28 protein-coding genes are annotated in these 24,479 nt (G+C 64.6%); 13 read left to right on the top strand and 15 right to left on the bottom strand.

Annotated elements, in window-relative coordinates; all coding sequences use genetic code 11:
* Positions 1-12 precede the first annotated feature (12 nt).
* Complete coding sequence (locus Q7T45_RS02450; RefSeq protein WP_304867096.1) at positions 13-591, bottom strand: tetratricopeptide repeat protein; 579 nt, start codon at positions 589-591, stop codon at positions 13-15.
* Between the two features lie 175 nt (positions 592-766).
* Positions 767-1,072, bottom strand: coding sequence for a 30S ribosomal protein S21 (gene rpsU, locus Q7T45_RS02445; RefSeq protein ID WP_079564913.1), 306 nt, complete (start codon positions 1,070-1,072; stop codon positions 767-769).
* A gap of 248 nt (positions 1,073-1,320) precedes the next feature.
* Between rpsU and aqpZ the strand changes: the two genes are divergently transcribed.
* Positions 1,321-2,043 (top strand): aquaporin Z, encoded by a 723-nt coding sequence (aqpZ, locus tag Q7T45_RS02440; protein WP_304867088.1) that lies wholly within the window; start codon positions 1,321-1,323, stop codon positions 2,041-2,043.
* Positions 2,044-2,055: 12 nt separating this feature from the next.
* Here aqpZ and Q7T45_RS02435 read toward each other — a convergent pair whose 3' ends face one another.
* Both Q7T45_RS02435 and purE read right to left on the bottom strand, forming a co-directional pair.
* Positions 2,056-3,156, bottom strand: coding sequence for a 5-(carboxyamino)imidazole ribonucleotide synthase (locus Q7T45_RS02435; protein ID WP_304867085.1), 1,101 nt, complete (start codon positions 3,154-3,156; stop codon positions 2,056-2,058).
* A complete protein-coding gene (gene purE / locus Q7T45_RS02430; protein ID WP_304867082.1) occupies positions 3,153-3,641 on the bottom strand; it encodes a 5-(carboxyamino)imidazole ribonucleotide mutase in 489 nt (162 codons plus the stop codon). The genes Q7T45_RS02435 and purE overlap by 4 nt, the downstream gene beginning before the upstream one ends.
* A 165-nt stretch (positions 3,642-3,806) precedes the next feature.
* Here purE and Q7T45_RS02425 point away from each other — a divergent pair, with 165 nt between their 5' ends.
* Together Q7T45_RS02425 and Q7T45_RS02420 are read left to right on the top strand one after the other, a co-directional pair.
* Positions 3,807-4,499 (top strand): GGDEF domain-containing protein, encoded by a 693-nt coding sequence (locus Q7T45_RS02425; RefSeq protein WP_304867078.1) that lies wholly within the window; start codon positions 3,807-3,809, stop codon positions 4,497-4,499.
* Between the two features lie 89 nt (positions 4,500-4,588).
* Entirely contained in the window at positions 4,589-5,746 is a 1,158-nt protein-coding gene (locus tag Q7T45_RS02420) for an epoxide hydrolase family protein (RefSeq protein WP_304867075.1), read from the top strand.
* A gap of 37 nt (positions 5,747-5,783) precedes the next feature.
* Here the strand turns inward: Q7T45_RS02420 and Q7T45_RS02415 are convergent, their stop codons facing one another.
* Entirely contained in the window at positions 5,784-6,035 is a 252-nt protein-coding gene (locus tag Q7T45_RS02415) for a hypothetical protein (RefSeq protein WP_304739544.1), read from the bottom strand.
* A 27-nt stretch (positions 6,036-6,062) separates the two neighbouring features.
* A complete protein-coding gene (locus Q7T45_RS02410) occupies positions 6,063-6,263 on the bottom strand; it encodes a hypothetical protein (protein WP_304867072.1) in 201 nt (66 codons plus the stop codon).
* A 207-nt stretch (positions 6,264-6,470) separates the two neighbouring features.
* On the opposite strand from Q7T45_RS02410, the gene Q7T45_RS02405 reads away from it, so the two are divergent.
* Positions 6,471-6,851, top strand: a complete 381-nt coding sequence (locus Q7T45_RS02405) for a response regulator (RefSeq protein WP_304867069.1) — start codon at positions 6,471-6,473, stop codon at positions 6,849-6,851.
* A 6-nt stretch (positions 6,852-6,857) separates the two neighbouring features.
* Here the strand turns inward: Q7T45_RS02405 and Q7T45_RS02400 are convergent, their stop codons facing one another.
* Positions 6,858-7,064, bottom strand: a complete 207-nt coding sequence (locus Q7T45_RS02400; RefSeq protein ID WP_291562571.1) for a YdcH family protein — start codon at positions 7,062-7,064, stop codon at positions 6,858-6,860.
* Between the two features lie 237 nt (positions 7,065-7,301).
* Between Q7T45_RS02400 and Q7T45_RS02395 the strand changes: the two genes are divergently transcribed.
* Positions 7,302-7,487, top strand: a complete 186-nt coding sequence (locus Q7T45_RS02395; RefSeq protein WP_304739529.1) for a YdcH family protein — start codon at positions 7,302-7,304, stop codon at positions 7,485-7,487.
* A 110-nt stretch (positions 7,488-7,597) separates the two neighbouring features.
* Here Q7T45_RS02395 and Q7T45_RS02390 read toward each other — a convergent pair whose 3' ends face one another.
* Positions 7,598-8,701 carry an NAD(P)/FAD-dependent oxidoreductase gene (locus Q7T45_RS02390; protein ID WP_304867060.1) on the bottom strand — a complete coding sequence of 368 codons (1,104 nt, stop codon included), beginning with the start codon at positions 8,699-8,701 and terminating at the stop codon, positions 7,598-7,600.
* A gap of 300 nt (positions 8,702-9,001) precedes the next feature.
* Between Q7T45_RS02390 and Q7T45_RS02385 the strand changes: the two genes are divergently transcribed.
* Together Q7T45_RS02385 and Q7T45_RS02380 are read left to right on the top strand one after the other, a co-directional pair.
* Positions 9,002-11,695, top strand: a complete 2,694-nt coding sequence (locus tag Q7T45_RS02385) for an EAL domain-containing protein (protein WP_304867057.1) — start codon at positions 9,002-9,004, stop codon at positions 11,693-11,695.
* 9 nt (positions 11,696-11,704) lie between these two features.
* Positions 11,705-13,174: a glycerol-3-phosphate dehydrogenase gene (locus Q7T45_RS02380; RefSeq protein WP_304867054.1), complete on the top strand. Its 1,470-nt coding sequence runs from the start codon at positions 11,705-11,707 to the stop codon at positions 13,172-13,174.
* 10 nt (positions 13,175-13,184) lie between these two features.
* Here the strand turns inward: Q7T45_RS02380 and Q7T45_RS02375 are convergent, their stop codons facing one another.
* The 3 genes from Q7T45_RS02375 to Q7T45_RS02365 all read right to left on the bottom strand — a co-directional run bounded on the left by Q7T45_RS02375 (position 13,185) and on the right by Q7T45_RS02365 (position 15,090).
* Positions 13,185-13,478, bottom strand: a complete 294-nt coding sequence (locus tag Q7T45_RS02375) for a type II toxin-antitoxin system RelE/ParE family toxin (protein ID WP_304867051.1) — start codon at positions 13,476-13,478, stop codon at positions 13,185-13,187.
* The gene (locus tag Q7T45_RS02370) at positions 13,475-13,705 is read right to left on the bottom strand and encodes a hypothetical protein (RefSeq protein ID WP_304867048.1); all 231 of its coding nucleotides are present in this window, start codon (positions 13,703-13,705) and stop codon (positions 13,475-13,477) included. The genes Q7T45_RS02375 and Q7T45_RS02370 overlap by 4 nt, the downstream gene beginning before the upstream one ends.
* Positions 13,706-13,770: 65 nt before the next feature.
* Positions 13,771-15,090, bottom strand: a complete 1,320-nt coding sequence (locus Q7T45_RS02365) for a tetratricopeptide repeat protein (RefSeq protein WP_304867045.1) — start codon at positions 15,088-15,090, stop codon at positions 13,771-13,773.
* Between the two features lie 115 nt (positions 15,091-15,205).
* Here Q7T45_RS02365 and Q7T45_RS02360 point away from each other — a divergent pair, with 115 nt between their 5' ends.
* From Q7T45_RS02360 to Q7T45_RS02335, 6 genes are all read left to right on the top strand, one after another.
* The gene (locus Q7T45_RS02360) at positions 15,206-16,396 is read left to right on the top strand and encodes an ABC transporter ATP-binding protein (protein ID WP_304867042.1); all 1,191 of its coding nucleotides are present in this window, start codon (positions 15,206-15,208) and stop codon (positions 16,394-16,396) included.
* Entirely contained in the window at positions 16,393-17,307 is a 915-nt protein-coding gene (locus Q7T45_RS02355; RefSeq protein ID WP_304867039.1) for an ABC transporter permease, read from the top strand. Before Q7T45_RS02360 ends, Q7T45_RS02355 begins: the two co-directional genes overlap by 4 nt.
* A complete protein-coding gene (locus Q7T45_RS02350; protein WP_304867035.1) occupies positions 17,304-18,122 on the top strand; it encodes an ABC transporter permease in 819 nt (272 codons plus the stop codon). The genes Q7T45_RS02355 and Q7T45_RS02350 overlap by 4 nt, the downstream gene beginning before the upstream one ends.
* A 159-nt stretch (positions 18,123-18,281) precedes the next feature.
* On the top strand, positions 18,282-18,458 hold the full coding sequence (locus Q7T45_RS02345) for a hypothetical protein (protein ID WP_304867033.1): 177 nt from the start codon (positions 18,282-18,284) through the stop codon (positions 18,456-18,458).
* Positions 18,459-19,358: 900 nt separating this feature from the next.
* Positions 19,359-19,781 carry a VOC family protein gene (locus tag Q7T45_RS02340; RefSeq protein ID WP_304867032.1) on the top strand — a complete coding sequence of 141 codons (423 nt, stop codon included), beginning with the start codon at positions 19,359-19,361 and terminating at the stop codon, positions 19,779-19,781.
* Between the two features lie 77 nt (positions 19,782-19,858).
* Positions 19,859-20,734 carry an NAD(P)-dependent oxidoreductase gene (locus Q7T45_RS02335; RefSeq protein ID WP_304867031.1) on the top strand — a complete coding sequence of 292 codons (876 nt, stop codon included), beginning with the start codon at positions 19,859-19,861 and terminating at the stop codon, positions 20,732-20,734.
* 82 nt (positions 20,735-20,816) lie between these two features.
* On the opposite strand, the gene Q7T45_RS02330 is transcribed toward Q7T45_RS02335, so the two are convergent.
* From Q7T45_RS02330 to Q7T45_RS02315, 4 genes are all read right to left on the bottom strand, one after another.
* Positions 20,817-21,185 (bottom strand): nucleotidyl transferase AbiEii/AbiGii toxin family protein, encoded by a 369-nt coding sequence (locus tag Q7T45_RS02330; protein ID WP_304867030.1) that lies wholly within the window; start codon positions 21,183-21,185, stop codon positions 20,817-20,819.
* Positions 21,176-21,748 (bottom strand): nucleotidyl transferase AbiEii/AbiGii toxin family protein, encoded by a 573-nt coding sequence (locus Q7T45_RS02325; RefSeq protein ID WP_304867027.1) that lies wholly within the window; start codon positions 21,746-21,748, stop codon positions 21,176-21,178. Before Q7T45_RS02325 ends, Q7T45_RS02330 begins: the two co-directional genes overlap by 10 nt.
* Positions 21,738-22,154, bottom strand: a complete 417-nt coding sequence (locus Q7T45_RS02320) for a DUF6088 family protein (RefSeq protein ID WP_304867024.1) — start codon at positions 22,152-22,154, stop codon at positions 21,738-21,740. Before Q7T45_RS02320 ends, Q7T45_RS02325 begins: the two co-directional genes overlap by 11 nt.
* 194 nt (positions 22,155-22,348) lie before the next feature.
* Entirely contained in the window at positions 22,349-24,304 is a 1,956-nt protein-coding gene (locus Q7T45_RS02315; protein WP_304867021.1) for an AsmA family protein, read from the bottom strand.
* Positions 24,305-24,479: the final 175 nt, after the last annotated feature.

Below are 24,479 nucleotides of genomic sequence, written 5' to 3'. Positions count from 1 at the left end.
CGTTGCGGCCGGCTAACCGCCGAGGCGCGCCAGGCCGCTGCGCGCGGCGTCGTCCCTGGGACGGATGGCGATGGCCCGGCCATAGGAGGCCTTGGCCTTGTCCTTGTCGCCGAGGCGTTCATAGGCCTGTCCCCGCGTCGTCCATGCCAGTGCGTTTTGCGGGTCGGCCTGCACCGCCTCGTCGAGATCGGTGGCGGCTTCCTTGAACTTGTCCATCGCGAGATAGCTGATGGCGCGCGCCAGCAGCGGCTCCGCCCGCTGCGGCGTCAGGCCATTGGCGGAGGTGAAGTCGTCGACCGCGAGTTGATGCTGTCGTTCGCGCTGATAGAGCAGGCCACGGTTGTACAGCGCCTCGGCATGGTGCGGATCGATGGTGATCGCCTTGTCGAACTCGGCCAGCGCCTCCTCGGTTTTTCCGGACTTTGCCAGCGCCTGGGCGCGCGTGGCGTGACCGTGCGCATCGCCCGCGACGGCCGGCGCCGTTGGCGCCACCTTCGGGGCGGCCTCCTTCTCGGGCGCTGACGACCATGATCCGAGGTCAAAAGAGCAGCCGCCGAGCCCGAGCGCGAGCAATACGACCGGGGCCGACATGCGTGCGCCGAGACGCCAGAGTCCGGGAAATGGGGAGAGTACCGGAAAGACCATTGTTGCAAATATCCGCGCGGCCAACGCAGTATTGGTAGCCCGGCGAAGCGCAAAATGCATGGCTAAAACAAAAACGCGGGCCCAAAGGCCCGCGTTTTCGGCTCAAAATCTGTGCGACGAGTCAGCGCGGTCCGCGCGGACCGGCACCCGGGCCGCCTCGGCCGCCGGCACCACCGCGTTCTGCGCCGGGACCGGCGCCGAACACCGGCTTCGGCTTCATCGGCAGCAGGCCCTCGCGCTGCAGCTTCTTGCGGGCGAGCTTGCGCGCGCGGCGCACGGCTTCGGCCTTTTCACGGGCCTTCTTCTCGGAGGGCTTTTCGTAATGGCCGCGGAGCTTCATCTCGCGGAAAATACCCTCGCGCTGCATCTTCTTCTTCAGCGCCTTGAGGGCTTGATCGACATTGTTATCGCGAACGAGAACCTGCACGCGGCATCCTCTTTCAATTGATCGGATTTGAATTCTGGTAAAGCGAGGGGCTGGCGAAAGGCCAAGCCCTTAGCCCTGAGGGCGCGGATGTACCAGACAAAGCCGGCGATGTCCACCTGCGGGGAAGGGGATTAATGCCGAAAATGGCCCGAATCACTCGAGATAATGCGCTCAAAACTTGGTTCCCAGCCTTCAGTGCCCCTTAGCGCGCCTTACCCAGGTTTTCGCCCAACAGGAGGAAGAAGGTCATGAATGCAAAGAAATATGCCGCCGAGGCGATCGGGACGTTCTGGCTGACTTTCGCAGGCTGCGGCAGCGCGGTGATCGCCGCGACGTTTCCGCAGGTCGGCATCGGTCTGGTCGGCGTATCGCTGGCGTTCGGGCTGAGCGTCGTGACCATGGCCTATGCCATCGGCCACATATCCGGCTGCCATCTCAATCCCGCTGTCACCGTGGGCCTCGCTGCCGGCGGCCGTTTTCCGGCCGGACAGGTCTTGCCCTATGTGATCGCGCAGGTGGTCGGCGCGGTTGCCGCCGCGGCGCTGCTGTATGTGATCGCGAGCGGCGCCGCCGGTTTCGACGTCAGCAAGGGTTTTGCCGCGAACGGTTATGGTGCGCATTCGCCGGGCCAATACAGCCTGGTCGCGTGCTTCATCATGGAGGTGGTGATGACGATGATGTTTCTGTTCATCATCATGGGCGCCACCCATGGCAAGGCGCCCGCGGGCTTCGCGCCGCTGGCCATTGGCCTCGCGCTGGTGATGATCCATCTGGTCAGCATTCCCGTCACCAATACGTCGGTCAATCCGGCGCGCAGCACCGGGCCGGCACTGTTCGTCGGCGGCTGGGCAATGGCGCAGCTCTGGCTGTTCTGGCTGGCGCCCCTGATCGGCGGCGTGCTGGGCGGCGTGATCTATCGCTGGCTCAGCGACGAGCCGGCCGGCGTCGTCGAGGGCCGCAAGCCGGCGTAGTTCGGCAGGCGGCTATTTTTCGCGCGGAAACACCTGCGTGACGTGGCCCATCTTGCGGCCCGGCCGCGCCGGGCCCTTGCCGTAGAGATGCACGGTGGCGCCGGGCACGGTCAGCCACTGCTCGTAGTCGTTGATGTCGTCGCCGATCAGATTGGTCATGGTGACCGGGCCGTGACGGACCGGCTTGCCGAGCGGCCAGCCGGCAATGGCGCGGATATGCTGCTCGAACTGCGAGATCGACGCGCCGTCGAGCGTCCAGTGCCCGGAATTGTGGACCCGTGGCGCAATCTCGTTGACCAGCACCGTGGGACCGCCTTCTCCCTGCACCACGAACATCTCGACCGCGAGCACGCCGACATAATCCAGCGCGCTGGCGATGGTCTCGGCGATGCCGCGCGCCTTTGCCGCCAGCGCTTCCGGGATATCGGCCGGCGCCCGCGAGATCTTCAGGATGTGGTCGCGATGTTCGTTCTCGGTGACGTCGAAGCATTCGACATGGCCGTCGGCGGAACGGGCGGCGATCACCGAGATCTCACGCTCGAACGGAATGAACGCCTCGAGGATCGCGGACCGAGTGGCAAGGTCCTCCCAGACCTGGGCGATATCGTCGCCTTCGCGGATGATCGCCTGGCCCTTGCCGTCATAGCCGAAGCGGCGGGTCTTTATCACCGCGGGCAAGCCGATGCGCGCGATCGCCGTGCGCAGGGTTTCGACGGAAGACACGTCGGCGTAGTCGGCAATCCCGATACCCAGCTTTCTGACAAAATCCTTCTCGACCAGACGGTCCTGCGTGGTCTCCAGGATTTTCTGCGTGGGCAATACCGGCCGCCGGGCCGCCAGCACCATCGCGGTGGCGGCCGGCACGTTCTCGAATTCGTAGGTGATGACGTCGACGTCGTTGGCGAACAGCTCCAGCGCCTCGACATCGGCATATTCCGCGCAGGTGGCGTTCAGCACCACGTCGAAGGCCGGCGAATCCGGGTCGGGCGAAAACACCTGGCAGCGCAGCCCAAGGCGCGCCGCCGCCATCGCCAGCATCCGGCCCAATTGTCCGCCGCCGAGAATTCCGATGGTGTCGCCGGGCTTCAGCTTCACCCGTTGGGAGGCCGTCACGCAGAACCCTCCGGGCGCTCGGCTACCGCCTCGGACTGCGCCTTGCGCCAGGCGGCCAGTCTGGCCGACAGGTCAGGGTCGTTCAGCGCCAGCACGCTGGCGGCAAGCAGGGCGGCATTGATGGCGCCGGGCTTGCCGATCGCCAGCGTCCCGACCGGAACGCCCGCCGGCATCTGGACGATGGAATAGAGCGAATCGACCCCGGACAACGCCTTGGATTCGACGGGAACGCCGAACACCGGAAGTTCCGTCAGCGACGCGGCCATGCCCGGCAAGTGGGCCGCACCGCCGGCGCCGGCGATAATGATCTTGAATCCGGCCGCCTTGGCGCCCTTGGCAAAGGCGAACAGCCGGTCCGGCGTGCGGTGCGCCGAGACGATGCGCTTTTCGCAGGGTATCCCGAGCGCGGCCAGGGTGTCGGCGGCATGGCGCATGGTGTCCCAGTCCGACTGGCTTCCCATGATAATGGCGACGGGGGCGGTCATAAGGTCAATTCTTTTCGGGAATCCAAAAACATAGGCCGGATTATAGGGGCGGCCCCAAGGTTTGGCTAATGGGTCTGGCCAAGGTCTGGCCATGTCATGGCAAGGGGTCTGGAATGGACTATCCTGTCTTGGTGAATTCCGGCAAGCCTTGATCAGGGATGCCCCATGAAAAAGAAAACCAGGCCAACCGCTCCAGTTCCAGTGAAACGCCGCAAAACCGCTGCGGCGGCGCGCAAGGCCGCGCCCAAGGCGTCGCCCAAGCGCGCCAGGCCTGCGAAGACGCTGGCGGCCGCGCCGCCGGATGACGCCAAGCGGGTCGTTCGCCGGCTCAGGGCCGAGCTGGCCAAGGCGCAGGCGCGGATCGAGGAACTGCAGGCTTCCGCGGATATCGACTTCCTGCTGGATATTCCCAACCGGCGTGGCTTCGAGCGCGAGCTCCATCGCTCGATCGCCTATATCAAGCGCTATGATGCCAGCGGCGCGCTGATCGTGCTCGACGTCGATCGCCTGAAGCCGATCAACGACGCCTTCGGGCATGCCGCGGGCGATCAGGTGTTGAAGGCCGTCGTGGCGGCGCTCTCGCGCCATGTGCGCTCGTCCGACGTGGTCGGGCGGCTCGGCGGCGATGAGTTCGCGCTGCTGTTGTGGAACCTGAGCGAAACCGACGCCAAGGCCAAGGCGGCGGCGCTGGAGCAAGCCATCGACCAGCTGACATTCACCTTTCGCGGCCGCAGCGTGACCGCAGGCGCTTCCGCCGGCGTCGCGATCCTCGGCCCTCATGCCGAGGCCGGCCGCGCGCTGGAAGCGGCCGACAGCGCGATGTATGTGCGCAAGGCGCAACGGCGGCATGAGAAGTAAGGCCGTCTTCCGGCAGGCTGACGCCGCCGCTGGACGGGGCCTGAGGGTTTCTAGAAGCTGGGCTATCTGTCCAACCGCCGAGCAGGATCATGGCCATCAAACCCAGCCCCTTCACGCTTCGTATCCCGGACGCCGATATCGCCGACCTCCGTGACCGTCTTTCCCGCACCCGCTTCCCCGACCAGGCGCCCGGCGACGCATGGGCCTATGGCACCGATGTCGCGTATCTCCGGCAGCTCACCGAATACTGGCGCGACACGTTCGACTGGCGGGCCGAGGAAGCCGCGCTGAACGCCTTTCCGCAATTCCGCGTCCCGCTCGACGGCATCGATCTCCACTATTTGCATGTACCCGGCGTCGGCCCGGACCCGATGCCGCTGCTCCTGCTGCACGGCTGGCCGGGCTCGGTATTCGAGTTTCTCGACATCATCCCGCGGCTCACCGATCCGGCACGCTTCGGTGGCGATGCGCGCGACGCCTTCACCGTGGTGGCGCCCTCGTTGCCCGGATACGGCCTGTCGTTTCAACCCGGCCAGAAGCGGTTCGGCGTTCCCGAAATGGCGGATTGCGTCGCCGCCCTCATGCGCGATGCGCTCGGATATGCCCGCTTCGGCGCGCAGGGTGGCGACTGGGGTGCGGCGGTCACCAGCCGGCTCGGCTATGCCTATGCCGACCGGATGATCGGCATCCACGTCAACCTGATGATGGCCGCGGGCCGCGATCCCTCCGCCTTTCCCAATCCGAACGAGGAGGAACAGCGTTACCTCAGCGAACTTGCACAATGGATGCGCGAAGAGACCGGTTATCAGTCGATTCAGGGCACCCGTCCGCAGACGCTTGCGTTCGGTCTCACGGATTCGCCCGCCGGGCTCGCGGCGTGGATCGTGGAGAAATTCCGCGCCTGGTCCGATTGCGATGGCGATGTCGAGCGCGCGATCGGCCGCGACCGAATGCTCGCCGACATCGCGCTTTACTGGTTCACCGGCGCGATCGGCTCGTCGTTCTGGCCCTATTACGCCCGCCTGCACGGCTCGCCGATCTTTCCCGCCGGCGCAACGATTTCGGTACCCACCGGCTATGCGGAATTCCCGCGCGAAATCGTCAGGCCGCCGCGCTCGGCCGCGGCGCGCGTGTTCACCGATATCCGACGCTGGAGCATCATGCCGAGGGGCGGACATTTCGCCGCGCTGGAACAGCCGGAGTTGCTCGCCGATGAGGTGCGCGCCTTCTTCCGGGATCTGCGATGACGCCAGGGAGGTGTTGAGAGGATCTTGAGGGGGCTTTTCACAGCCCGCTCAGATCATCCGGCACGCTGCCGAATTTTCGCAGCAGCTGCGCGTCGCTGAATTCGCCGATCAGGGGATCGCCGGTGCGGCTGAACGCGACCGCGCCGATCGAGCCCGCGGCCCTCGACAACACCTCCGCGCGCCGCAGCGCGCCGGACGAACTCTGGCATTCCTCCGCCGCACCCGCGACCGGCGAACCGGTGTCGTCCTGCAGGAATGGCATTGCGACGTAATAGGTGACATCGGCCATGGTGTTGCTCCAGGTTTGTCCGCTCGGTCAGGCGGCGTCGCTGTTGGAGGCCGGCGCGCAGCCGCATGAAACCGCCGCCTGCAGTTCCTGCAATTCGGTTTCCAGATATTCGTTGGCCATGATCAGCGCCTTGATCGTGCTGCGCAGGTTTCCGTCGCACATCGCGATCGCCTGGTCGCAGGCCTGTTCGTAATGATCGATGTCGGGCAGTGAAGCGGCTTCGGACATGGCGTGGCTCCCGGAAATGGTGAGGGGCAGTGGTCGAATGTTCCTATTTTGTTCCAATGGAGTCAACAGACCAGACGGCGCCGGTTGCCGATTTCCACCGCGAACCGCGGAGCGCCGCATGGGCGTCGTCGCAACGGCAGAAAAAGGGTGGGGCGGGAACGAAAACAATATCCGGCGCTTAATGCGTATTCGCGGGGGAGTGGAAGCATGGGTCTTGTCGAGTCGAAGAGGCCCGTGGTGCTGATCGTCGAGGACGAGTTTCTGTTGCGAATGGAGGCGGCCGACATGGTCAAGGCCGCCGGGTTCGAGGCGGTCGAAGCCGCCAATGCCGACCAGGCAATTGAAATTCTCGAAGCCCGCCGGGACATCACGGTCGTGTTTACCGATATCCAGATGCCGGGCTCGATGGACGGCCTGAAACTGGCCCGGGCGGTCCGGGGCCGCTGGCCGCCGATCAAGATTGTCGCCACCTCCGGCCGGCTCCATGTCGGGGAAACCGATCTGCCGGATGGCGGCCGGTTCCTGCCCAAGCCATACAGTCCGACCCAGATCAATGGTCTGCTGCGGGAGTTGATTTGCGACAGCTGAACTTGATCAGGCGATGATGTCAGGCGTGATCTGGTCTTCGATGAACGCGATGCGGTCGCGCAGTTGTAGCTTGCGCTTCTTCAGGCGCTGCAGTCGCAACAAATCCGGGGCGGGCGACTGATGCAACGCATCGATCGCCGCGTCGAGGTCGCGGTGTTCTTGCTGTAGCCGTGCGAGCTCGGATTCGAGTTCGCGCTCATCTTCGTCGGTCATGATGTACGTTAGCTGAAAAACGCGATGAGGTCGCGAAGGGTTGTGGAAGCCGCCTCAGGGAATATCGGCCCTGTCGGCCCCGTGCGCAAGCGGGGCGGTTCCCTACTCACGATTGGTTACACATAGCACCGAAATATGAGCAACCGATTTTTGATTTCCATCGACAGATTCGCCGGCTCGTGTACACTTTGTTATCCGGATCGAATCTGAGGTTTCATTCCACCGAGGAGGTTTCGTATGGCAATTCAGGCGCATCTCGTTGAACTAGAACGGAAACACAAAGTTCTTGAAAACGAATTGCATGAAGCTCTCGTCCATCTTTCAACGGACGACCTGCGAATTGTCGAACTGAAGCGCCGGAAATTGATGGTCAAGGACGAGATCGAGCGGTTGAGGCATACCGCAGGCGAGACGCTGCACTAGCGCCGTACCGCCCACTTTCCAGCCACCCCTGCTATCATCCCGGGATGAGCGTCATTGCGCTCACCTCTAAGTTGCTCTCGCGCAACTTCGGCCGGGATTGTCTGCGATTGCTACATGTCGGCGAGTTCGCCGACATGGTCGGCGATTGCCAGCGATGATGTCAGCCCCGGCGACTCAATCCCGAACAGATTGATCAGTCCGGCGACGCCATGCTCCCGTGGCCCCTGAATCAGGAAATCCTGCACAGCCACCGCCGGCGGCACGATCTTCGGCCGAATTCCGGAATAACTCGGCATCAGCGCGCCGTCCGGCAGCGTCGGCCAGTAGCGCCGGATAGCCGGATAGAATCGTTCCGCCCGCGCCGGATCGACCGCGTAGTCGATGGCATCGATCCATTCCACATCAGGGCCGAACCGGGCCTGTCCCGCCATGTCGAGGGTGAGATGGACGCCGAGCCCGCCGGGTTCGGGCACCGGGTAGATCAGCCGTGAGAACGGCGCCCGCGCGCTGCAGCTGAAATAGTTTCCCTTGGCGAGATAGGCCGGCGGGATCAGTTCGATCGGCATGCCATCGATGCTGCGCGCGATAGCCGACGCGGCGAGCCCCGCGGCGTTGATCACAAGCCGGCACGTCAGCGTGGTCGGCGCCTCGCCGCCGGCGTCGAGTTCGATCTCCCCCGCGCTTGCCCTGGCGCGCAGCAGCGGGGTGTGGAAGGCGAAGGCCGCGCCGCTTGCCTCGGCATCGCCGCGCAGCGCCAGCATGAAGGCGTGGCTGTCGACGATGCCGGTGGAGGGCGAGAGCAGTGCAGCGTCGCAGTTCAAGGCCGGCTCCAGTTGCCGCGCGGCCTCGCCCGAGAGCGCCTGCAGATCGAGCACGCCATTGGCTTCGGCATGCGCCCGGATCGATTGCAGCTTTTCGGTTTCCTTAGGGCTGGTGGCGACGATCAGCTTGCCGCAATTGCGGTGCGGAATGCCGTGCTCCCGGCAGTATTCATAGAGCGCCTGCTTGCCGCTGACGCACATCCGCGCCATCAGGCTGCCGGCTTTGTAATAGATGCCGGCGTGGATCACCTCGCTGTTGCGAGAGGATGTGACGGTGCCGATGCCCTCGGCCGCCTCCAGCACGACCACTTCGCGTCCCGCCCGTGCGAGCCGGCGTGCGATCGCAAGACCGATCACCCCCGCACCGATAACGACGCACTCTACCTTGTCCATTCGAGGGTTCTGATCCGTGGGATTGTCTGGCCATTCGACCTAGGGTGCGCCGTTGTGGAATACCGCGCGTCCCGGATCAACCGGACTCACGCATGATCGCCAGCTTTCGGGGGCGATGTTCACAGGAAGCCGTTGAATTCGTTCCGGAACGCTTTCCGAACGGCCTCTTGTTAGGGAAGCGTTAATCATGTCAGGGCAATTGCCGTAATTTGAGACACATTTTTGGGTTGCAAGGGTACGCGTTTACCTGATCCAAACCCGTCAAGCCAGACACTCCGGCCACAAATCCGCGGGTGACTGATGGCTGACAAGAATTGGCAGGCTGGCGGCAAGATCTTGATTCCCGCGCAGGCCGTCGTCTGCGTGGTCGCCACCGTTACGCCGTTCGGCGCCGCCTCGGCCGCATCCGGTAACTTTTCGCCGCGGGATTATTTCGGCTCGGCCGACCCCGGCATGATCTGGCAAATGCTGATCGGCGGCATCGTCATCGCGTCGTTTCTCGCCGCGGTCGCGCTGTGGGTGCACTCGGCGTTGCGCAAGGTCAAGCGCGCGCAGTTGCGCAGAAACGTCTTCATCAGTTCCGCCCTGAACAACCTCAGCCATGGCGTCGTGATGACGGATGCGCAGAAGCGGATCGTGTTCTGCAATAATCGCTATCTCGAGATCTACGGTCTGGCCCGTTCGGATCTTCGAAAGAACATGACCGGGCCGGAACTGCTGGAGCTGCGCCGCCAGCGCGGCGTCCTCAACATCAGCGTCGAGGAATTCTACCGCCTCGTCGAAAGCCCGGAAGGCTTCGTCACCGAACTGCCCGGTGGGCGGTCGGTGCTGGTCAAGCATTTCGGCCTGCCAAACGGCGGTTCGGTTGCCACCCACGAGGATTGCACCGAGCAGCGCAAGCTGTCGCGGCAACTGGCGTCGACCAAACAATTCCTGGAATCGGTGCTCGACAATGTGCCGGTTTGCGTCGCCGCCAAGAGTATCGACGACGGCCGCTACATCTTCGCCAATCGCGCATTCGAACGATTCTCGCGCTTTTCCCGCGACAACATCGTCGGCAAGCGCGCCGACGAGATCTTTCGCCCCGAGACGACGGCAAGCATCGAGGCGGCGGATCAGGCCGCGCTCAACTCGCCCGATGGCCAGTTCCGCAACGAGTTCGTGGTCGAGCGCGGCGCGCAGAAGCGCGTCCTCTCGAGTGTCCGGGTGGTCGCCCGCGACGAGCGGAACCGGCCGGAATTCCTGATCGCCCTGTTCGACGATGTCACCGATCGCCGGTCGCTGTCCAAGGAACTCGAGAACACCAAGAAATTCCTCGAGCTGGTGGTCGACAACATTCCGGTGTCGCTGATCGTCGAGCGCGTCAGCGACGGGCGATATCTGCTGGCCAATCGCAGCGCCGAAACCATCCTCAACCGCCGGCGCGAGGACGCCACCGGCCTCACGGCCGCGGATATCTTCAACCCGCGCGAAGCCAAGCTGATCATCGCCCGCGATGAAGCCGCGATCAAGAAGCGCGGCCTGCTCACCGAGGAACACCCGATCTCCACCAAGGACGGGCTGCGGCTGTTCCTGACGCGCCGCATGACGGTGCTCGACGATGCCGGCGAGCCGCAATACCTGATCAAGACCCATGAGGATGTCACCGACCGTCGCCAGACCGAGTCGCGGATGGCGCACATGGCGTATCATGACGGCCTGACGGACCTGCCGAACCGCGCCGCCTTCCTGCAGGCGCTGGCGCAGATGATCGAGGCCTGCGGAGGCACCGACGAGGAATTCGCGGTGCTGTCGGTCGACCTCGACGGCCTGAAGGAAATCAACGACGTGTTCGGCCATGCGGTCGGCGACAAGCTGCTGATCGAAGTGGCGCACCGGATCCAGCACTCGGCGCGCGGCGGGGTCGTGGCCCGGCTCTCGGGCGACGAGTTCGGAATGATCATCGACGGCAAGCAGCCGGTGGCAGGCGTGTTGCTGGCCGAGCAATTGGCCGAGGCGCTTTCTAGCGAATTCCTGATCGACGGCAAATCGGTCCGCACCGGCTGCACCACGGGCATCTCGGTATTTCCGCACAACGGCTCCGACGCAGCCTCCCTGCTGGCCAATGCCGGCGCGGCGCTGTTCCGCGCCAAGGCGAAATCGCGCGGCTCGATCAGCATCTATGAACCCGAGATGGATCAGCAGATCCGGGATCGCCGGGTGCTGCACCAGGATCTCTCGCTGGCGATCAGGAACGGCGAACTCTCGCTGCATTATCAGCCGCAGGCGATGGCGCATCCGACCGTTGCCGGCAGCAAGATCATCGGTTTCGAGGCGCTGGCGCGGTGGATGCATCCGGTGCGCGGTTTCGTTCCGCCTGGTGATTTCATTCCGCTCGCCGAAGAGAGCGGCCTGATCGTCGAGATGGGCGAATGGATTCTGCGCGAAGCGTGCCGCGAGGCTGCCTCCTGGCCGCTGCCGCTGCAGATCGCCGTCAACCTGTCGCCGGCGCAGTTCATGCACGGCGACGTGGTCGGACTCGTGCACTCGATCCTGCTCGAAACCGGTCTGGCGCCGGGCCGGCTTGAACTGGAAATCACCGAAGGCGTGCTGATCGAGGATTTCGATCGCGGCCTGGCGTTGCTGCGGCGGCTGAAGGCGCTCGGCGTGCGCATCTCGATGGACGATTTCGGCAGCGGTTATTCCTCGCTGAGCTATCTGCAGGCGTTTCCGTTCGACAAGATCAAGATCGACCGCGCCTTCGTCATCAATCTCGGCCGCAACCCGCAGTCGGCGTCGATCGTGCGCGCCGTCATCGGCCTCGGCCACGGCCTCGAAATGTCGATCGTGGCCGAGGGCGTGGAAACCCAGGAACAGCTCGTCTTCCTCGCGGATGCGGGCTGCGACGCGGTACAGGGCTATTTTCTCGGCAAGCCGCTGCCGATCGGGCAATACGCCGCGCTGGTCGGCCACAACCCCAGTGATACGATGGAGCCCGCGCGCAAGACCGGCTAAGGCTTGCGCATGGCAGATTACGATCTGGCTATCATCGGCGGGGGCCTCAACGGCGTCAGCATCGCGCGCGACGCCGCCGGACGCGGCCTGCGCGTGATCCTGCTGGAGCAGGGCGATCTCGGCGCCGGCGCGTCGCAGGCCTCGCCCCGGCTGATCCACGGCGATCTCCAGGTGCTGGAGCGCCGGGGGTTGTTTCGCGTCCGCGCGGCGCTGAGGGAGCGCGACACCTGGCTGCGCACCGCGCCGCATCTGGTGCGTCCGATGCGTTTTGTCATTCCCGCCCATTCCGACGAGCGTCAGCCCTGGGTACTTAGGTCGTGGCTGTTGCTGTATGATCGCCTCGCCGCGCGCCCACGGCTGCCGGCGTCGGCCACCATCGATATCACCCACCATCCGGTCGGCAACGCGCTGAAGCGGCCGATCGGCCTTGCCTTCGAATATTCCGACTGCGTGGTCGACGATTCCCGGCTGGTGGTTCTCACTGCGGTCGATGCCGCCGAGCGCGGCGCCGACATCCGCACCGGCGCGCGCTGCGTCCGCGCCGACCGGCTCGACAGCTGGCGGCTGGTGGTGATCGATCGCGGCCACCGCCGGGTGGTCACGGCCCGCGCGCTGGTCAACGCGTCGGGCGCCTGGACCGCGTCGGTCGCGGAAACCGTGTTGCGCATGAAGCCGCCCGAATTCGGCGCGGTCCAGATCAGCCAGATCGTGGTCAGGCGCCTGTTCGATACCGACAACGTCTATGTATTCCAGAACAGCGACCGGCGGCTGATTTTCGCCAGCCCCTACGAGCGCGATTTCACGCTGATCGGGACCGTCGGGCACGCCTTCAAGGGCGATCCCGCCGCGGTGTCGATGACGTCAGGCGATGTCGGCTATCTCTGTGACGCGGCCAACCGCTATTTCCGCGACCGGATCGAGCTGGTCGACGTGATCAGGACGGTGTCCGGTGCCAATCTGGTGGCGGGTCCGGCGCGCGGGCGCGCCGCGCGGGATGGCGCGATGGCGTTCGACCGGACGCGCGGCAAGGCGCCATTGCTGACGATCTTCGGCGGCGACGTCACCACCGCGCGGCTGCGCGCGGAGCGGGCGGTCGCCCGGCTCACGCCGTTCTATCCGATGTCGCCGCGCTGGACCGCTCGCACGCCGCTGCCGGGCGGCGACTTTGCGTGGGAACGGTTCGAAACCGAGGTCGACGCGGCCGTCGCGCGCTGGCGGTTTCTCTCGGAGCCTCAGGCGCGGCGCCTGGTCGCCGCCTACGGCTCGCGCCTCGCGGCCATCCTGGGTGACGCCACGGAGCGCGCCGACCTCGGGCCGGCCTTCGGGCCGGAGCTGACGGGCGCGGAGGTGCGCCATCTCATGATCAGGGAATGGGCGCGCTTCCCCGATGACATTCTGTGGCGGCGCTCCAAACTCGGTTTGACCATGCCAGCAGCCGACCGCGACGCGCTGGCGGCGTTCATGGCCGCCAAGCCCTAGCTCGACTCGGTTACGTGGATCCCGGCATTCCGGAGGGATTGCGAGCAGCATGTCGGATGGCGTGGATGATGATCTCCTGGTCCGCCACTTCGTAGAAAACGTAGTAGGGATAGGGCGGCGTCGATAGACGACGAATTGTGGGATCCTCAGTGCGGAGGCCGCTATAAGGATGAGCCAGCAGCAGCTCGACGATCTCTTGCACGCGTTTTTGAACGCGGTTGGCTCCGCGTGGCGAATTGGCGGCAATATAGTCGAGGATGGAGTTGAGGTCGGCAAGCGCCGGAAGGGTGTAACGGAGTTTCACAGCCCGTGTTTGGCCCAGGTCGCGCGGACTTGTGCGTCGCTCGCAAATTCGCCGCGAGCCGCGGCGTCCTTCGAAACGGCGATCGCTGCCCGCTCATCTGCCGAAAGTGTGATGGGCTGTGTATCACTTTCGCCAGCGAGTTGAAGAATGACACGGGCAATGTCGTCCTGCGCGTCCGACGGCAGGCTGCGCGCGACCTCAAGGGCCTGATCCAATAGCTTCGTCATACGTCCAAGAGTACTCCTTTTGGCGTGCCAGATGGAAGGATATTTTCGTGAAGCTCGGCTGCGGCTCAGGACTGCGCCGCCGGCTGCGCTTCCCGCAGCCACGCCGCATCGCGCCCCGACGGCCGGCGGTGCAGCCGCCTGGAAATTATTTGCGCGGCCTTGTCGCCATGTCCGGCGCGCAGGCATGCCACGATGAAGGTGTCTTCCCACAATTCGCGCTGGGCATGGCTGCCGCCGATCCGTACCAGTTCGGGCATCAGCGGTTCGAGGATGCGGACGGCGCGCCCGTGATCGCCTTCGGCGAAAGCCTGCACGCCGCGACAGAGGCCGATCGCGGCTGGACCCGGGGCGAGCTTGCCGCCGGCGGCGCGCGCTTCCATTTGCCCCAGCCTTGCTTGCAAGCCCTCGGGGTTCGTGGCTGAAGCCGCCAGGGCATAGTGCACGTCCGCGAAATGCGCGCCCGCCTGCGGGAAGAATCTTTCGCCATAGGCGGCGACTTCGCGCCAGTGCGGCTCCAGCCCCGACAGGCCGGCGAGCGACAGCCGCCACAGCAGCGACGCCGTATCGGTGAACACGTTCAGCGGCGGATAGGGCGAACCGGTCGGCCTGATCTGCCGCTGGTAGATATCAAGGGCGGCGGCGGGATCGCCGGCTTCAATGGCCGTCAGGGCGACGTGCCAGCACAGATGCCCGTGCAGGAAGCTGCCTTTTTCATGTGTCGTCAGCCAGGACGACAGGAACTCGCGGCCGGCCTCCGTCTCGCCCTGTTCGAACAGCGCATGGGAAAGCCCGTGCGCGGCGCTGGCGTTGGCGGGCCGCTGCGGCAAGGCCCGTTCGGTCAGGGTGCGGCCGATGCCGGGTTGGCCTGCTTCGGTATGCGACCAGCCGAGATAGGTGAGGAACCACCAGTCTTCGCCGTAATGGCTGGCGTGACGCTGGCAGATCGCGAGTTTTGCGGCGTCGTGGTCGGCGCGTCCGGAGAAGGCGTAGAGACCGAACGCGCCGAGTAGCAGCGACAGGATCAGGGCATCGCGCGGATATTCCTCGAGATGCTGTTCGGCGCCGGATAAGGCCGCCATCGGCTGCCCCTCGATGGTGGCGGCCATGATCTCGACATGCCGCCGCTCGCGCGGACTGGCTGCGGCCACAAGCAGCCTCGCCTGCGCCGCCCTGGCGCGCGCCTCGGCGATTTCCATGTTCATCTGGTGGATGCGCGCCCGCGCTACGTAGGGCAGTGCAAAACCGGGATCCTCTGCAATCGCGCGGTCGAAGGCGTCGCCGGCGCCGTTCCAGGCCGACAGCATGCAGTCGACGCCGTCGCGGTAGCATGCCGCGGCGCGGTCCGATTGCGTGGTCAGCGGCAAGTCATAATTGTCCCGGTTCATGTTTCGCTTCCGCTCGAAGGGGTGGATGGTCGTGCCGTCGCCGGTCATCTTACAGCAGGGTTGAGCCTTTGCCGATCCGCCGCTAGCGTGCAGGCACATTCCGCCGGCGGGGAACATGACTGACGAACCAGCGACATCCGAACCGCCATTGGAAGTGGTGGCGGAGCCGGCGAGGCCCGCGCCTCCGGCCGAGGCCGCCGACATTCCGCTGCTGCGCATCGAAGCCGTGGTGAAGCAATTCGGCGGTTTTCGCGCGGTGGACCGGCTGTCGCTCGATATCCGGGCGGGCGAATTTTTCGCGCTGCTCGGCCCGTCGGGCTGCGGCAAGACCACGCTGTTGCGGATGCTCGCCGGTTTCGAGACGCCGGACGAGGGCCGGATCTTGCTCGACGGCTGGGACATCGCGCCATTGCTGCCGCATGAGCGGCCGGTCAACATGATGTTCCAGAACTACGCGCTGTTTCCGCATCTTTCCGTGCGCGACAATATTGCGTTCGGGTTGAAGCGCGCCGGAATGGCCGCTTCCGAGATCGCCGAGCGCGTCGCCGAGATGGTCGCATTGGTAAAACTCGAGGGCCTCGAGAAGCGCAAGCCCGACCAGTTGTCCGGCGGCCAGAAGCAGCGCGTGGCGCTGGCGCGCGCGCTGGCGCGCCGTCCGCGGATCCTGCTGCTCGACGAGCCGCTGGCAGCACTCGACAAGAAGCTGCGCGAGAGCACGCAGGCCGAACTGATGGCGCTGCAGCGGCGCCTCGGCACCACCTTCATCATCGTCACCCACGACCAGGACGAGGCGATGACGATGGCTGATAGAATCGGCGTGATGGACAGGGGACGTCTCGAACAGGTGGCGACGCCGCGCCAGCTCTACGAAGCGCCGGCGTCGCGCTGGATCGCCGAGTTCGTCGGCGACATCAATCTGTTCGAGGGCGAGGTCGCCTCCCGCGAGGCCGGACGGCTGGTGATTGCGACACGGGAGGCGGGATCCATCGTGGTCGCCGCGCCGCTGCAGCCGATCACGAAGGACGTGGTCGCCGTCGCAATCCGCCCCGAAAAGGTCAAGCTTTCGCGCCGGGGTCCGGCTTCCGACGACGCCGACCATGCGCATGCCATCAACCGGCTGGAGGGCGTCGTCACCGATGTCGGCTATCTCGGCGGCACCACCACCTACCGAGTGCAGCTCGACTCCGGCGCGGTGCTGCGCTCGTCGATGGCCAATACCGCGCGGATCGATATCGACGCCTACAGCCCGACCCACCGCGTGGTGGCGTGGTTCACGCCCGACGACTGCCTGGTGCTGGAGCAATGAGCGCGCGGCGCATCTTCGCCGGTCCTGCGCGGCTTGCCGCGATCGCGCCGTATCTGTGGATGGCATTGTTTTTCCTGGTGCCGTTCGGCTTCGTGCTGAAGATCAGCCTGTCGCAGACCGCGGTGGCGCAGCCGCCCTATCTGCCGGTGTTCGACTTCACGCAAGGCCTTGCGGCGATCAAGGCAGCCTTCGCCGCGCTGTCGCTGGACAATTACAGACTGCTGGTCTCCGACAATCTCTATGTGCTGTCCTATCTGCGCAGCCTGGTCGTCGCCGCGGTCTCGACCGCGATCCTGCTTTTGATCGGCTATCCCATCGCCTACGGCATGGCGCGGCTGCCGCAGCGCTGGCAGGGCATCGCGATGATGCTGGTGATCGTGCCGTTCTGGACCTCGTTCCTGATCCGGATCTATGCCTGGATCAACATCCTGCAGCATGACGGCCTGCTCAACCAGATCCTGCTGGCGCTGCATGTCGTCTCGGCGCCGGTGGTGTGGCTCTCCACCGACAGCGCGATGTATCTCGGCATCGTCTACTCCTATCTGCCGTTCATGATCCTGCCGCTCTATGCCACGCTGGCGAAGATGGACCCGGCGCTCACGGAAGCCGCCAACGATCTCGGCGCATCGCCGCAAGCGACGTTCTGGCTGGTGACGTTTCCGCTGTCCCTGCCGGGCGTCGGCGCCGGCGCCTTGCTCTGCTTCATTCCGATTCTCGGCGAATTCGTCATTCCGGACCTCCTGGCGGGTTCGGATTCGATGATGATCGGCCAGACCCTGTGGCTGGAATTCTTCACCAACAAGGACTGGCCGGTGGCCGCCGCCGTCGCAGTGGTGTTGCTGGTGCTGCTGGTGGTTCCGCTGGCGCTGTACGACCGGCTGCAGCGCCGCCAGCTGGAGGCGGGGCGATGACGGCGCGTCCGTTCCGCAGGATCTCGCGCTTCAACGTCACCTCGCTGGCGCTCGGTCTCGTGTTTCTCTATCTGCCGATCGTCATCCTGGTGATCTATTCGTTCAACGCCTCGCGGCTGGTGACGGTGTGGGGCGGCTGGTCGCTGCGCTGGTACAGCGAGTTCTTCAACGACCGCGCCATGCTGGATGCGGCCTGGATGAGTTTCAAGGTGGCGGCGGTGTCCGCGACGCTGGCGACGCTGCTCGGCACGCTCGCAGCCGTGGCACTGTCGCGCGGCGAACGCTTCAAGGGCCGCACGCTGTTCTCCGGCATGCTCTATGCGCCGCTTGTGATGCCGGAAGTCATCACCGGGCTGTCGCTGCTGCTGCTGTTCGTGGCACTCAATGCCGAGCGCGGCTTCTGGACCGTTACGATCGCCCACACCACGCTGACCATGTGTTTTGTCACGGTCGTGGTGCAGTCGCGGCTGGGCAAGCTCGACCGCAGCCTGGAGGAGGCCGCGATGGATCTCGGCTGCGATCCGCTGCGGGCATTTGTGAGTGTGACCCTGCCGCTGATCCTGCCCTCGATCGTGGCGGGCTGGATGCTGGCGTTCACGCTGTCGCTGGACGACGTCGTGATCGCGAGTTTTACCACCGGCCCCGGCTCGGCGACGCTGCCGATCCGGATCTATTCGGAGGTACGGCTCGGCGTGAAGCCGCAGATCAACGCCATCTGCACGCTGGTGCTGGGATTGATCACGGTCGTCATCGTGGCAGCGTCGGTCGCCACGAAGCTGACCAGCGCGCGGGGCGAGAGCGCGGCGCCCCTGTAGTTCTACGGTGTTTCCTTTGCCTTGAGCGTGAGCAAAATTGACTGCTGGCGGCCACCATGCCGTCAACGCCCGGACACGATCGCGCAACAGACTCACGAACAAGTCCGCCCCCGGCGCATTGCCGTGTTGTATATTTCCTCGTCCAGCAAGGCCGATCAAATGGCAGCTACCGTTGCGAAGGTCCCGCCTGACAGCCCGGATGCCCCGTCGCGCACCTGCGACAAATGCGGCGCGGCCATGACGCATCTCAGCGATCTTCAACCCATCATCGGCAGCGCCGCCATGCGGATCTTCCGCTGCTACGCCTGCAACCACGTGGTCTCCGAAGAGAGGTGAGGGCGTCTCCGCGCCACAATCAATACTGTCGTCGGTCAAGCCGGGCGATGACAGCGGTGTTTGTTTACGGATTCAATTTTCAAACAGCCAAGAGGAAACCCCTCTTCGTTATGGCCGGGCTTGACCCGGCCATCCACGTCTTTCTTGCTGACGCGCGGCCAAGACGTGGATGCCCGGGTCAAGCCCGGGCATGACGGCCTCAGACACGCCGATGCGATCTCGCGGCGCGATGCGCCCGAAGTTCTGCAATTCGTTCCGCCCTGTAAATCGAGAGGGCGCAGGGAAGACCGGGTGCGCGCTGCACCCGCGGTCTCATGTGCAAACTCGCACAACAAGAAACGCACATGAGCATACAGGTTCAGCGGAAACACTCCGGCCTTCCCTGCGCAATGGCTTGACGGCTTATCTCGCGCTCACCCGGGAGTAGCGGGCTTTCTAGTCTCCGTCGCCTTCCGGAAACCGGCACCTCGGCCCGGTCGGGCTTTCAGCACCTCCGCAAGACTTGACGCCAGCGTCGAGGCGTCGGATCCACACGATTTCACCGTACGCAACAGCACCGTTCGCCAGCGCGCCGTCCGGTCGCTCACGGAGTTGATCCCGCCCTGCAACCACCTGCGCGCCCGACGCTGCCGCGTCCACCGCATCCCGCCCCAACGTTCGTGACGATGGCCAACGCCCCTCTAAATGGGACGGGACAGCGATGGATATGGATCTGATTTGGGTCAGGCGCGAAGCGAAATATTTCTGAAAAACAGAAATAAATCGCTTGACCGGGGAAATGCACCTGACGAACTGATTTGCCCGTCGGGTAGTCACACAGCGCGTCACACAGGCGCTCACCTTTATGATCGCTGGCTTTCGGCGTAGCTTCACTGTCTGATCGACAGGAAGGGAAATCTCATGGAACTGAAACTCCATCACGTGAACTATTCGACCAAGGACGTTGGCGCGGTCGCGGAATTTTACCGGTCGCTTTTCGATATGAAGCCGGCGTCAGGCTACGATGATGCGCGAATCACCTCGCAGGGCTACGACCGCAAGGTCGAGTTTCTGACCGACGGCACGACCGAGTTTCACATCTCGCCGCAGGACCTCGGCGTCGCATTCCGAACCAAGCAGAGTCTCAATCCGCTCGATCGTGGTCACATCGCGTTTCGCACCGACGATATCGAGGCCTTCAAGGCCATGCTGCGGGAGAAGAATATCCAGTTCGCCGACTACGGCGTTTGGGCCATCGCCGGATGGTACCAGATCTTCCTGCAGGACCCCGACGGCACCATCGTCGAGGTCCACCAGACCGACTACAAGGCGCCTGGCGCATAATCGAAATTCTCTATCGCCATCCCGAGACCAAGGCCGGCTCGCTTCCGGCAGGATCGCCCCCTCACTGGAGTACCACGATGCGCATCGGCTGCCTCGGCCTCGGCAACATGGGTCAACCGATGGCGGGCAAGTTGCTCGACGGCGGGCACGAATTATGGGTCTGTGATGTCCGCGAGGAAGCCATGCTCCCGCTGATCGAGCGTCAGGCGCGGCGGGCGGCGTCGCCAAGGGAATTGGCTGACGCATGCGACACGGTGATCGTCTCGCTGCCGACGCTCGAGATTTTTCGGCATGCGCTGTCCGGGCCGGACGGCTTGCTCGCCGGGAAGGCGTTGAAAACACTGGTCAACACCTGCACGGTCGGTGTGACGTTTGTCCGTGAGATCGAACAGGAATGCGCAGCGGCCGGCATCACCGTCATCGATGTCCCGATCAGCGGCGGCGTCGCCGGAGCCAAAGCCGGAACGCTGGCCATGATGGTATCAGGCGATCCGGGCAAGGTTGCCGACCTGATGCCGGTGTTCCAGCTGTGGGGCAAGACGGTCGTCGTTGCCGGTGACAGGCCGGGGGCCGCGCAGGTCATGAAACTCACCAACAACATGCTCTGCGCCGTCGCGCTGGTCGCGACCTCCGAGGCCATGACCATGTCGGCCAAGGCCGGTATTCCCGACGACGCCATGCTGCAAATTCTCAACAATGGCACCGGCCGCAATTTCGCAACGACGCACATCTTCCCCGACGCCGTGCTGCCGCGCACCTTCGACTTCGGCGCGACCATCGAGATCCTGATGAAGGATGTCGATCTCGCCATCGAGCAGGGCGAGGAACTCGGCGTTCCCATGTGGGTGAGCCAGGCGGTACGGCTGGTCCTGAAGCACGGCGTCTTTCAGGGCCGCGCCCAGCAGGACATGTCGCGCATCGTCGAGATCATCGAGGACGGGACGCGGAAGTAGGATTGGGTGCGCCGCCCGCTTCTTATTGATGAAAGCGACGGCGGCAAATGATCGTCGGGCGAGTGAAGGAACGGCGGTTGTCTTAGACCTTAAGCTGCTTGAGATGATCGGCCAGCGTGTTGAGCGTTCCCATCGCCGTCGTGAAATCCGGCTTTTCGCCGTAGACCATGTCGCGTTGGAAATTCGCATAGCCATCCACGAACACCTTGTCCTTGGAAATACCCCCGATCGCGCGCAGCGTTTCGCCGAGCGGGTCTTTCTTCCATGCCGGGAAACTATCGCCGCGTGTCGCGGCATCCGCGAGCATCACTTCATGGGCCAGCGTGGCAGCTGCCTTCACGTCGTACTCGTCGCGGATCATGTGCAGGTCATAGATATGCCGAACCAGCGTCGGGTCGCGCTCCTCGCGCAGACCCGCCAGTTCCGAGCCCGCGCGCCATGTCAACGCCACGAATTCTCGGCGGCGGTTTCAAGAACGGAGGAACAGGCGATCTTCGGCAATTCCGGATCGCGGCCATAGGCCTCGGCGATGAAGGAGATCACGGGTTTGTCTACGGCATCGCGCCACATCGGAAACACCGCTGTTTCAATCTGGACATCAGGACGCAGGATGCCTTTTCCCTCGGCGATCGGTTTGTAGGGAAGTTGGTATTTTGTGTAGCGCCCTTCGTACATCGTGACGCGATGGTCTTTGTTCTCGGGGTCGAAGGCAAAGCCGGCACCCAGCAGCGCATCGGTAATTTTTGTGCGCAACTTCCGAAGCTCGCTGCGCGTTGGAGCCTTATCGCGGACGATCTTGAGGTCGACATCTTCCGACATGCGCTTGGTGAGCCTGTGAGCGCGGCTCAACGCCGTGCCGCCACCGAACACGATGCGGAAATCGCCGGTATCGACGGCCGCGATGGCGGCCAGCGCCTTGACGACATGCCAATCCTTCTCGACAAGTGCTGGCCCCGGGAGGCCAAAATGCTCCTGGACTTCGAGCAGTTCTTCGAGGGTAGGCTTATCGCTCAAGCAACAGCTCCGTGTTGCGGTAGCGGAGATGGCGCGAGAAGCGCCCCTTGACTCGCACGACCGGGTTCACCGGCACTTGCGTCGAGCGACCCTCATTGTAGGCGCGTTCGGCTTCCGTCGGCTCCCACTCAACGCCGAGCTTGTCGAGCGCCTGCCGCGCCACACCGGCGAAGCCGTCGCGGCTATGCAGTATCGGCTTGCCGCTGAGGCGCGAAACGGTCGCGCGGCCATAAACGCCATAGCCGAGCCGCACCAGGCGGCCATTGTCCACCAACTCGCGCAACGCGCGTACCACTTGATCCTCGCCGCCGAGAGTCTTGAACTCGCGGGTAAGAAACACGTCTTCGCCCTTCTTGCGGGCGATTCGCTGTTCAATTTTTTTGCGCAATGTTGGCTGGCGCGGCATGATCAGTCCCTTACAAAAACCCGACACTCAATATAAGCAAAAACCCGACATTGTTCAATGAATAACGTAGTTAATTCAATATTATATGAGGCATCAATGGTTCAGTAAGCTTTGTCGGGAGATAGAGCCGCCTGATGGCTCGTCAGGCTCATAGTTTTTGAGTCACAGGTTCAAATTGAACGCGAAGCACAGTGCTAGTTCGCCTTCGGCGCCTCCGCCGGCACACCCGCCGCCGGTGCCGCCGCATCCGGCGCCGCCGCAGGCCGCCCGCCCGTAATCCGCTCCAGCACCGAGCGCACGGCATCCCTTGTCTTGCGGTCCTTGACCGCATCGAGCAGCGGCGCTGCGCCCGGCGAACGGCGGAGCAGGCTTTCCGGGTCCGGGAAAATCAGCGGATCATCCCATGGGCCCTGCACCACGAATGGCAGTTCGAAGGCCGCGGCGGCGTTCGGCGCCGAGACCAGGCTGGCGATGCCCTTCATGTCGTATTCGCGCATCGGCACCGAGGCGGTGCCGGTCAGGGTCAGGCGCGCCGCCGGGCCCTCGACGCGGATGTCCTCGGCGGTGGCGATGCCGTCGCTGAATTTCAGCGCGATGGTCAGCGTGTCGTAGGGCGTCGAGCCCGAGCGAAAATTGCCGGCGCCGGACAGCGGCCGGCGCTCCAGGCGTTTTAGCAATTGCTCGGCATTGAAGCCTGATATCGCGCCGTTCTGGCCGGTGAGGGTGGCGCTGCCGTCGAGCGACTGGGCGAGGCCGAACGGGCTGGCACCCGAGGCGACCAGCGAGACGTTGAGATTGCCGCGGCCGGACAGCTTTGTGATGCCGAACAATTCGCTGGCACAGGCCTGCAGGTCGACGTCGGTGAACTGGAACTGGGCCTTGATGTCCGCGACGGTGTCGGAGCGCGCGATCCCGAACGAGCCCCGGGCGATGCCGCCATACATCTGCGCCTCGCCGACGCTGAGCGCCAGCGCGCCGCTGCGCAAATTGGCGCCGAACGCGGTGCGGCCGAGTTTCGACGAGCCGACCGTCACCTTCGCCGCCGACAGCCGCATGTCGAGGTCGGTGGTGGTCAGCGCGTTGAGGTCGAACAGCTGCCGGTTCCAGTCGCGCGCGCCCGAGGCGAGCAGGCGGAAGGTGGAGATGTAGGGGGTGAAGTCGAGATTGCCGGCGGCCAGCGTCGCCTGCAGCGTCTGGCGGCCGGCATTGGAATAGGTCATGACGCCCTCGGCGACATTGCCGTCGAGTTCGACATTGACATTGGTCAGCGCGATCGACGCCCCCACCACATTGGCGCGCGCCTTCAGCGCGAAGCGGCCGAACCCGCCGGTACCCGGCGGCGGCTGGCCGGCCCAGCGCAGGGCGTTGCGCAGACTGGGGCTGTCGACGGTGACGGTGCCTTCCATCATCAGGCTGGTGCGGTTGGCGACGGTGCCGTCGAATGCCAGTTTCAAGGGCGTGCTGGCCAGCCGCGCCTTCAGGCCGGAGCGGTCGCCGGACAGGGCTGCGACGAAGTCGCTGGTGCTGATCGAACCGTCGACCCGTTCGCCGCGCCAGTCGAATTGCCCGGTGGCCGCGAAGGAACGCGAGATCGAGGGCCACGCCAGCGACAGATCGATGTCGCCGATGGTCTCGGCGACGCGGTTGGCGGCATCCTGATAGGTGAGCAGGCCGTCCTGGATGCGGATTTCGGAGAATGACAGCGGGTTCTCGGCGCCGGGCTGCATGGTGCGCGCGATGGTCTCGATGAACGGCGTCCAGTTGCTCTCGCCATTGCCGTCGCGAACGACGCGGATATGCGGGCGCAGCATCATGACGTCCGATATCTCGAACCGCCGCAGCAACAGCGGCAGCAGGCGCAAATTCGCGGTCAGGACGTCGACCGACAGCGCGGGGTCGGCGGTCGCGCCGCCCTTCAGGCCGACCTCATGAAACGAGACGTAGCTGCCGGGAAACACCGAGACGTCGATCCGGCCGTTGACCACCAGATCGAGGCCGGTGACGGCACGGATCTGGTCCTCCACCGCCTGACGCAGGGCGTCGCGGTTGAGAAACCAGGAAGTTCCGATCAGGCCAATCAGCACCACGCCGAAAAATGCGGCAACCGGCATGCCGAGGCGCTTCATTCGTTGGGCCACCGTCAATGACATATCCAAGTCTTGTTAGAGCCCGGGTCTGGTTAAGCTGATGTCAGGTTGATGACGTCGGGCCGATCTCAAAAGTGAGCCGGGCGGCAGGCCAACTCCCGCAACTTGATAGGTTTTCTTGACGCTTTCAAGGCCGCCTTCCTTCCCTCGCCCGCTTGGGGGGGCGGGTGCCGAGCGT

The organism is Bradyrhizobium sp., assembly GCF_030646015.1.
Lineage (GTDB): Bacteria > Pseudomonadota > Alphaproteobacteria > Rhizobiales > Xanthobacteraceae > Bradyrhizobium.
This window is presented reverse-complemented; position numbering and strand designations above follow the sequence as displayed.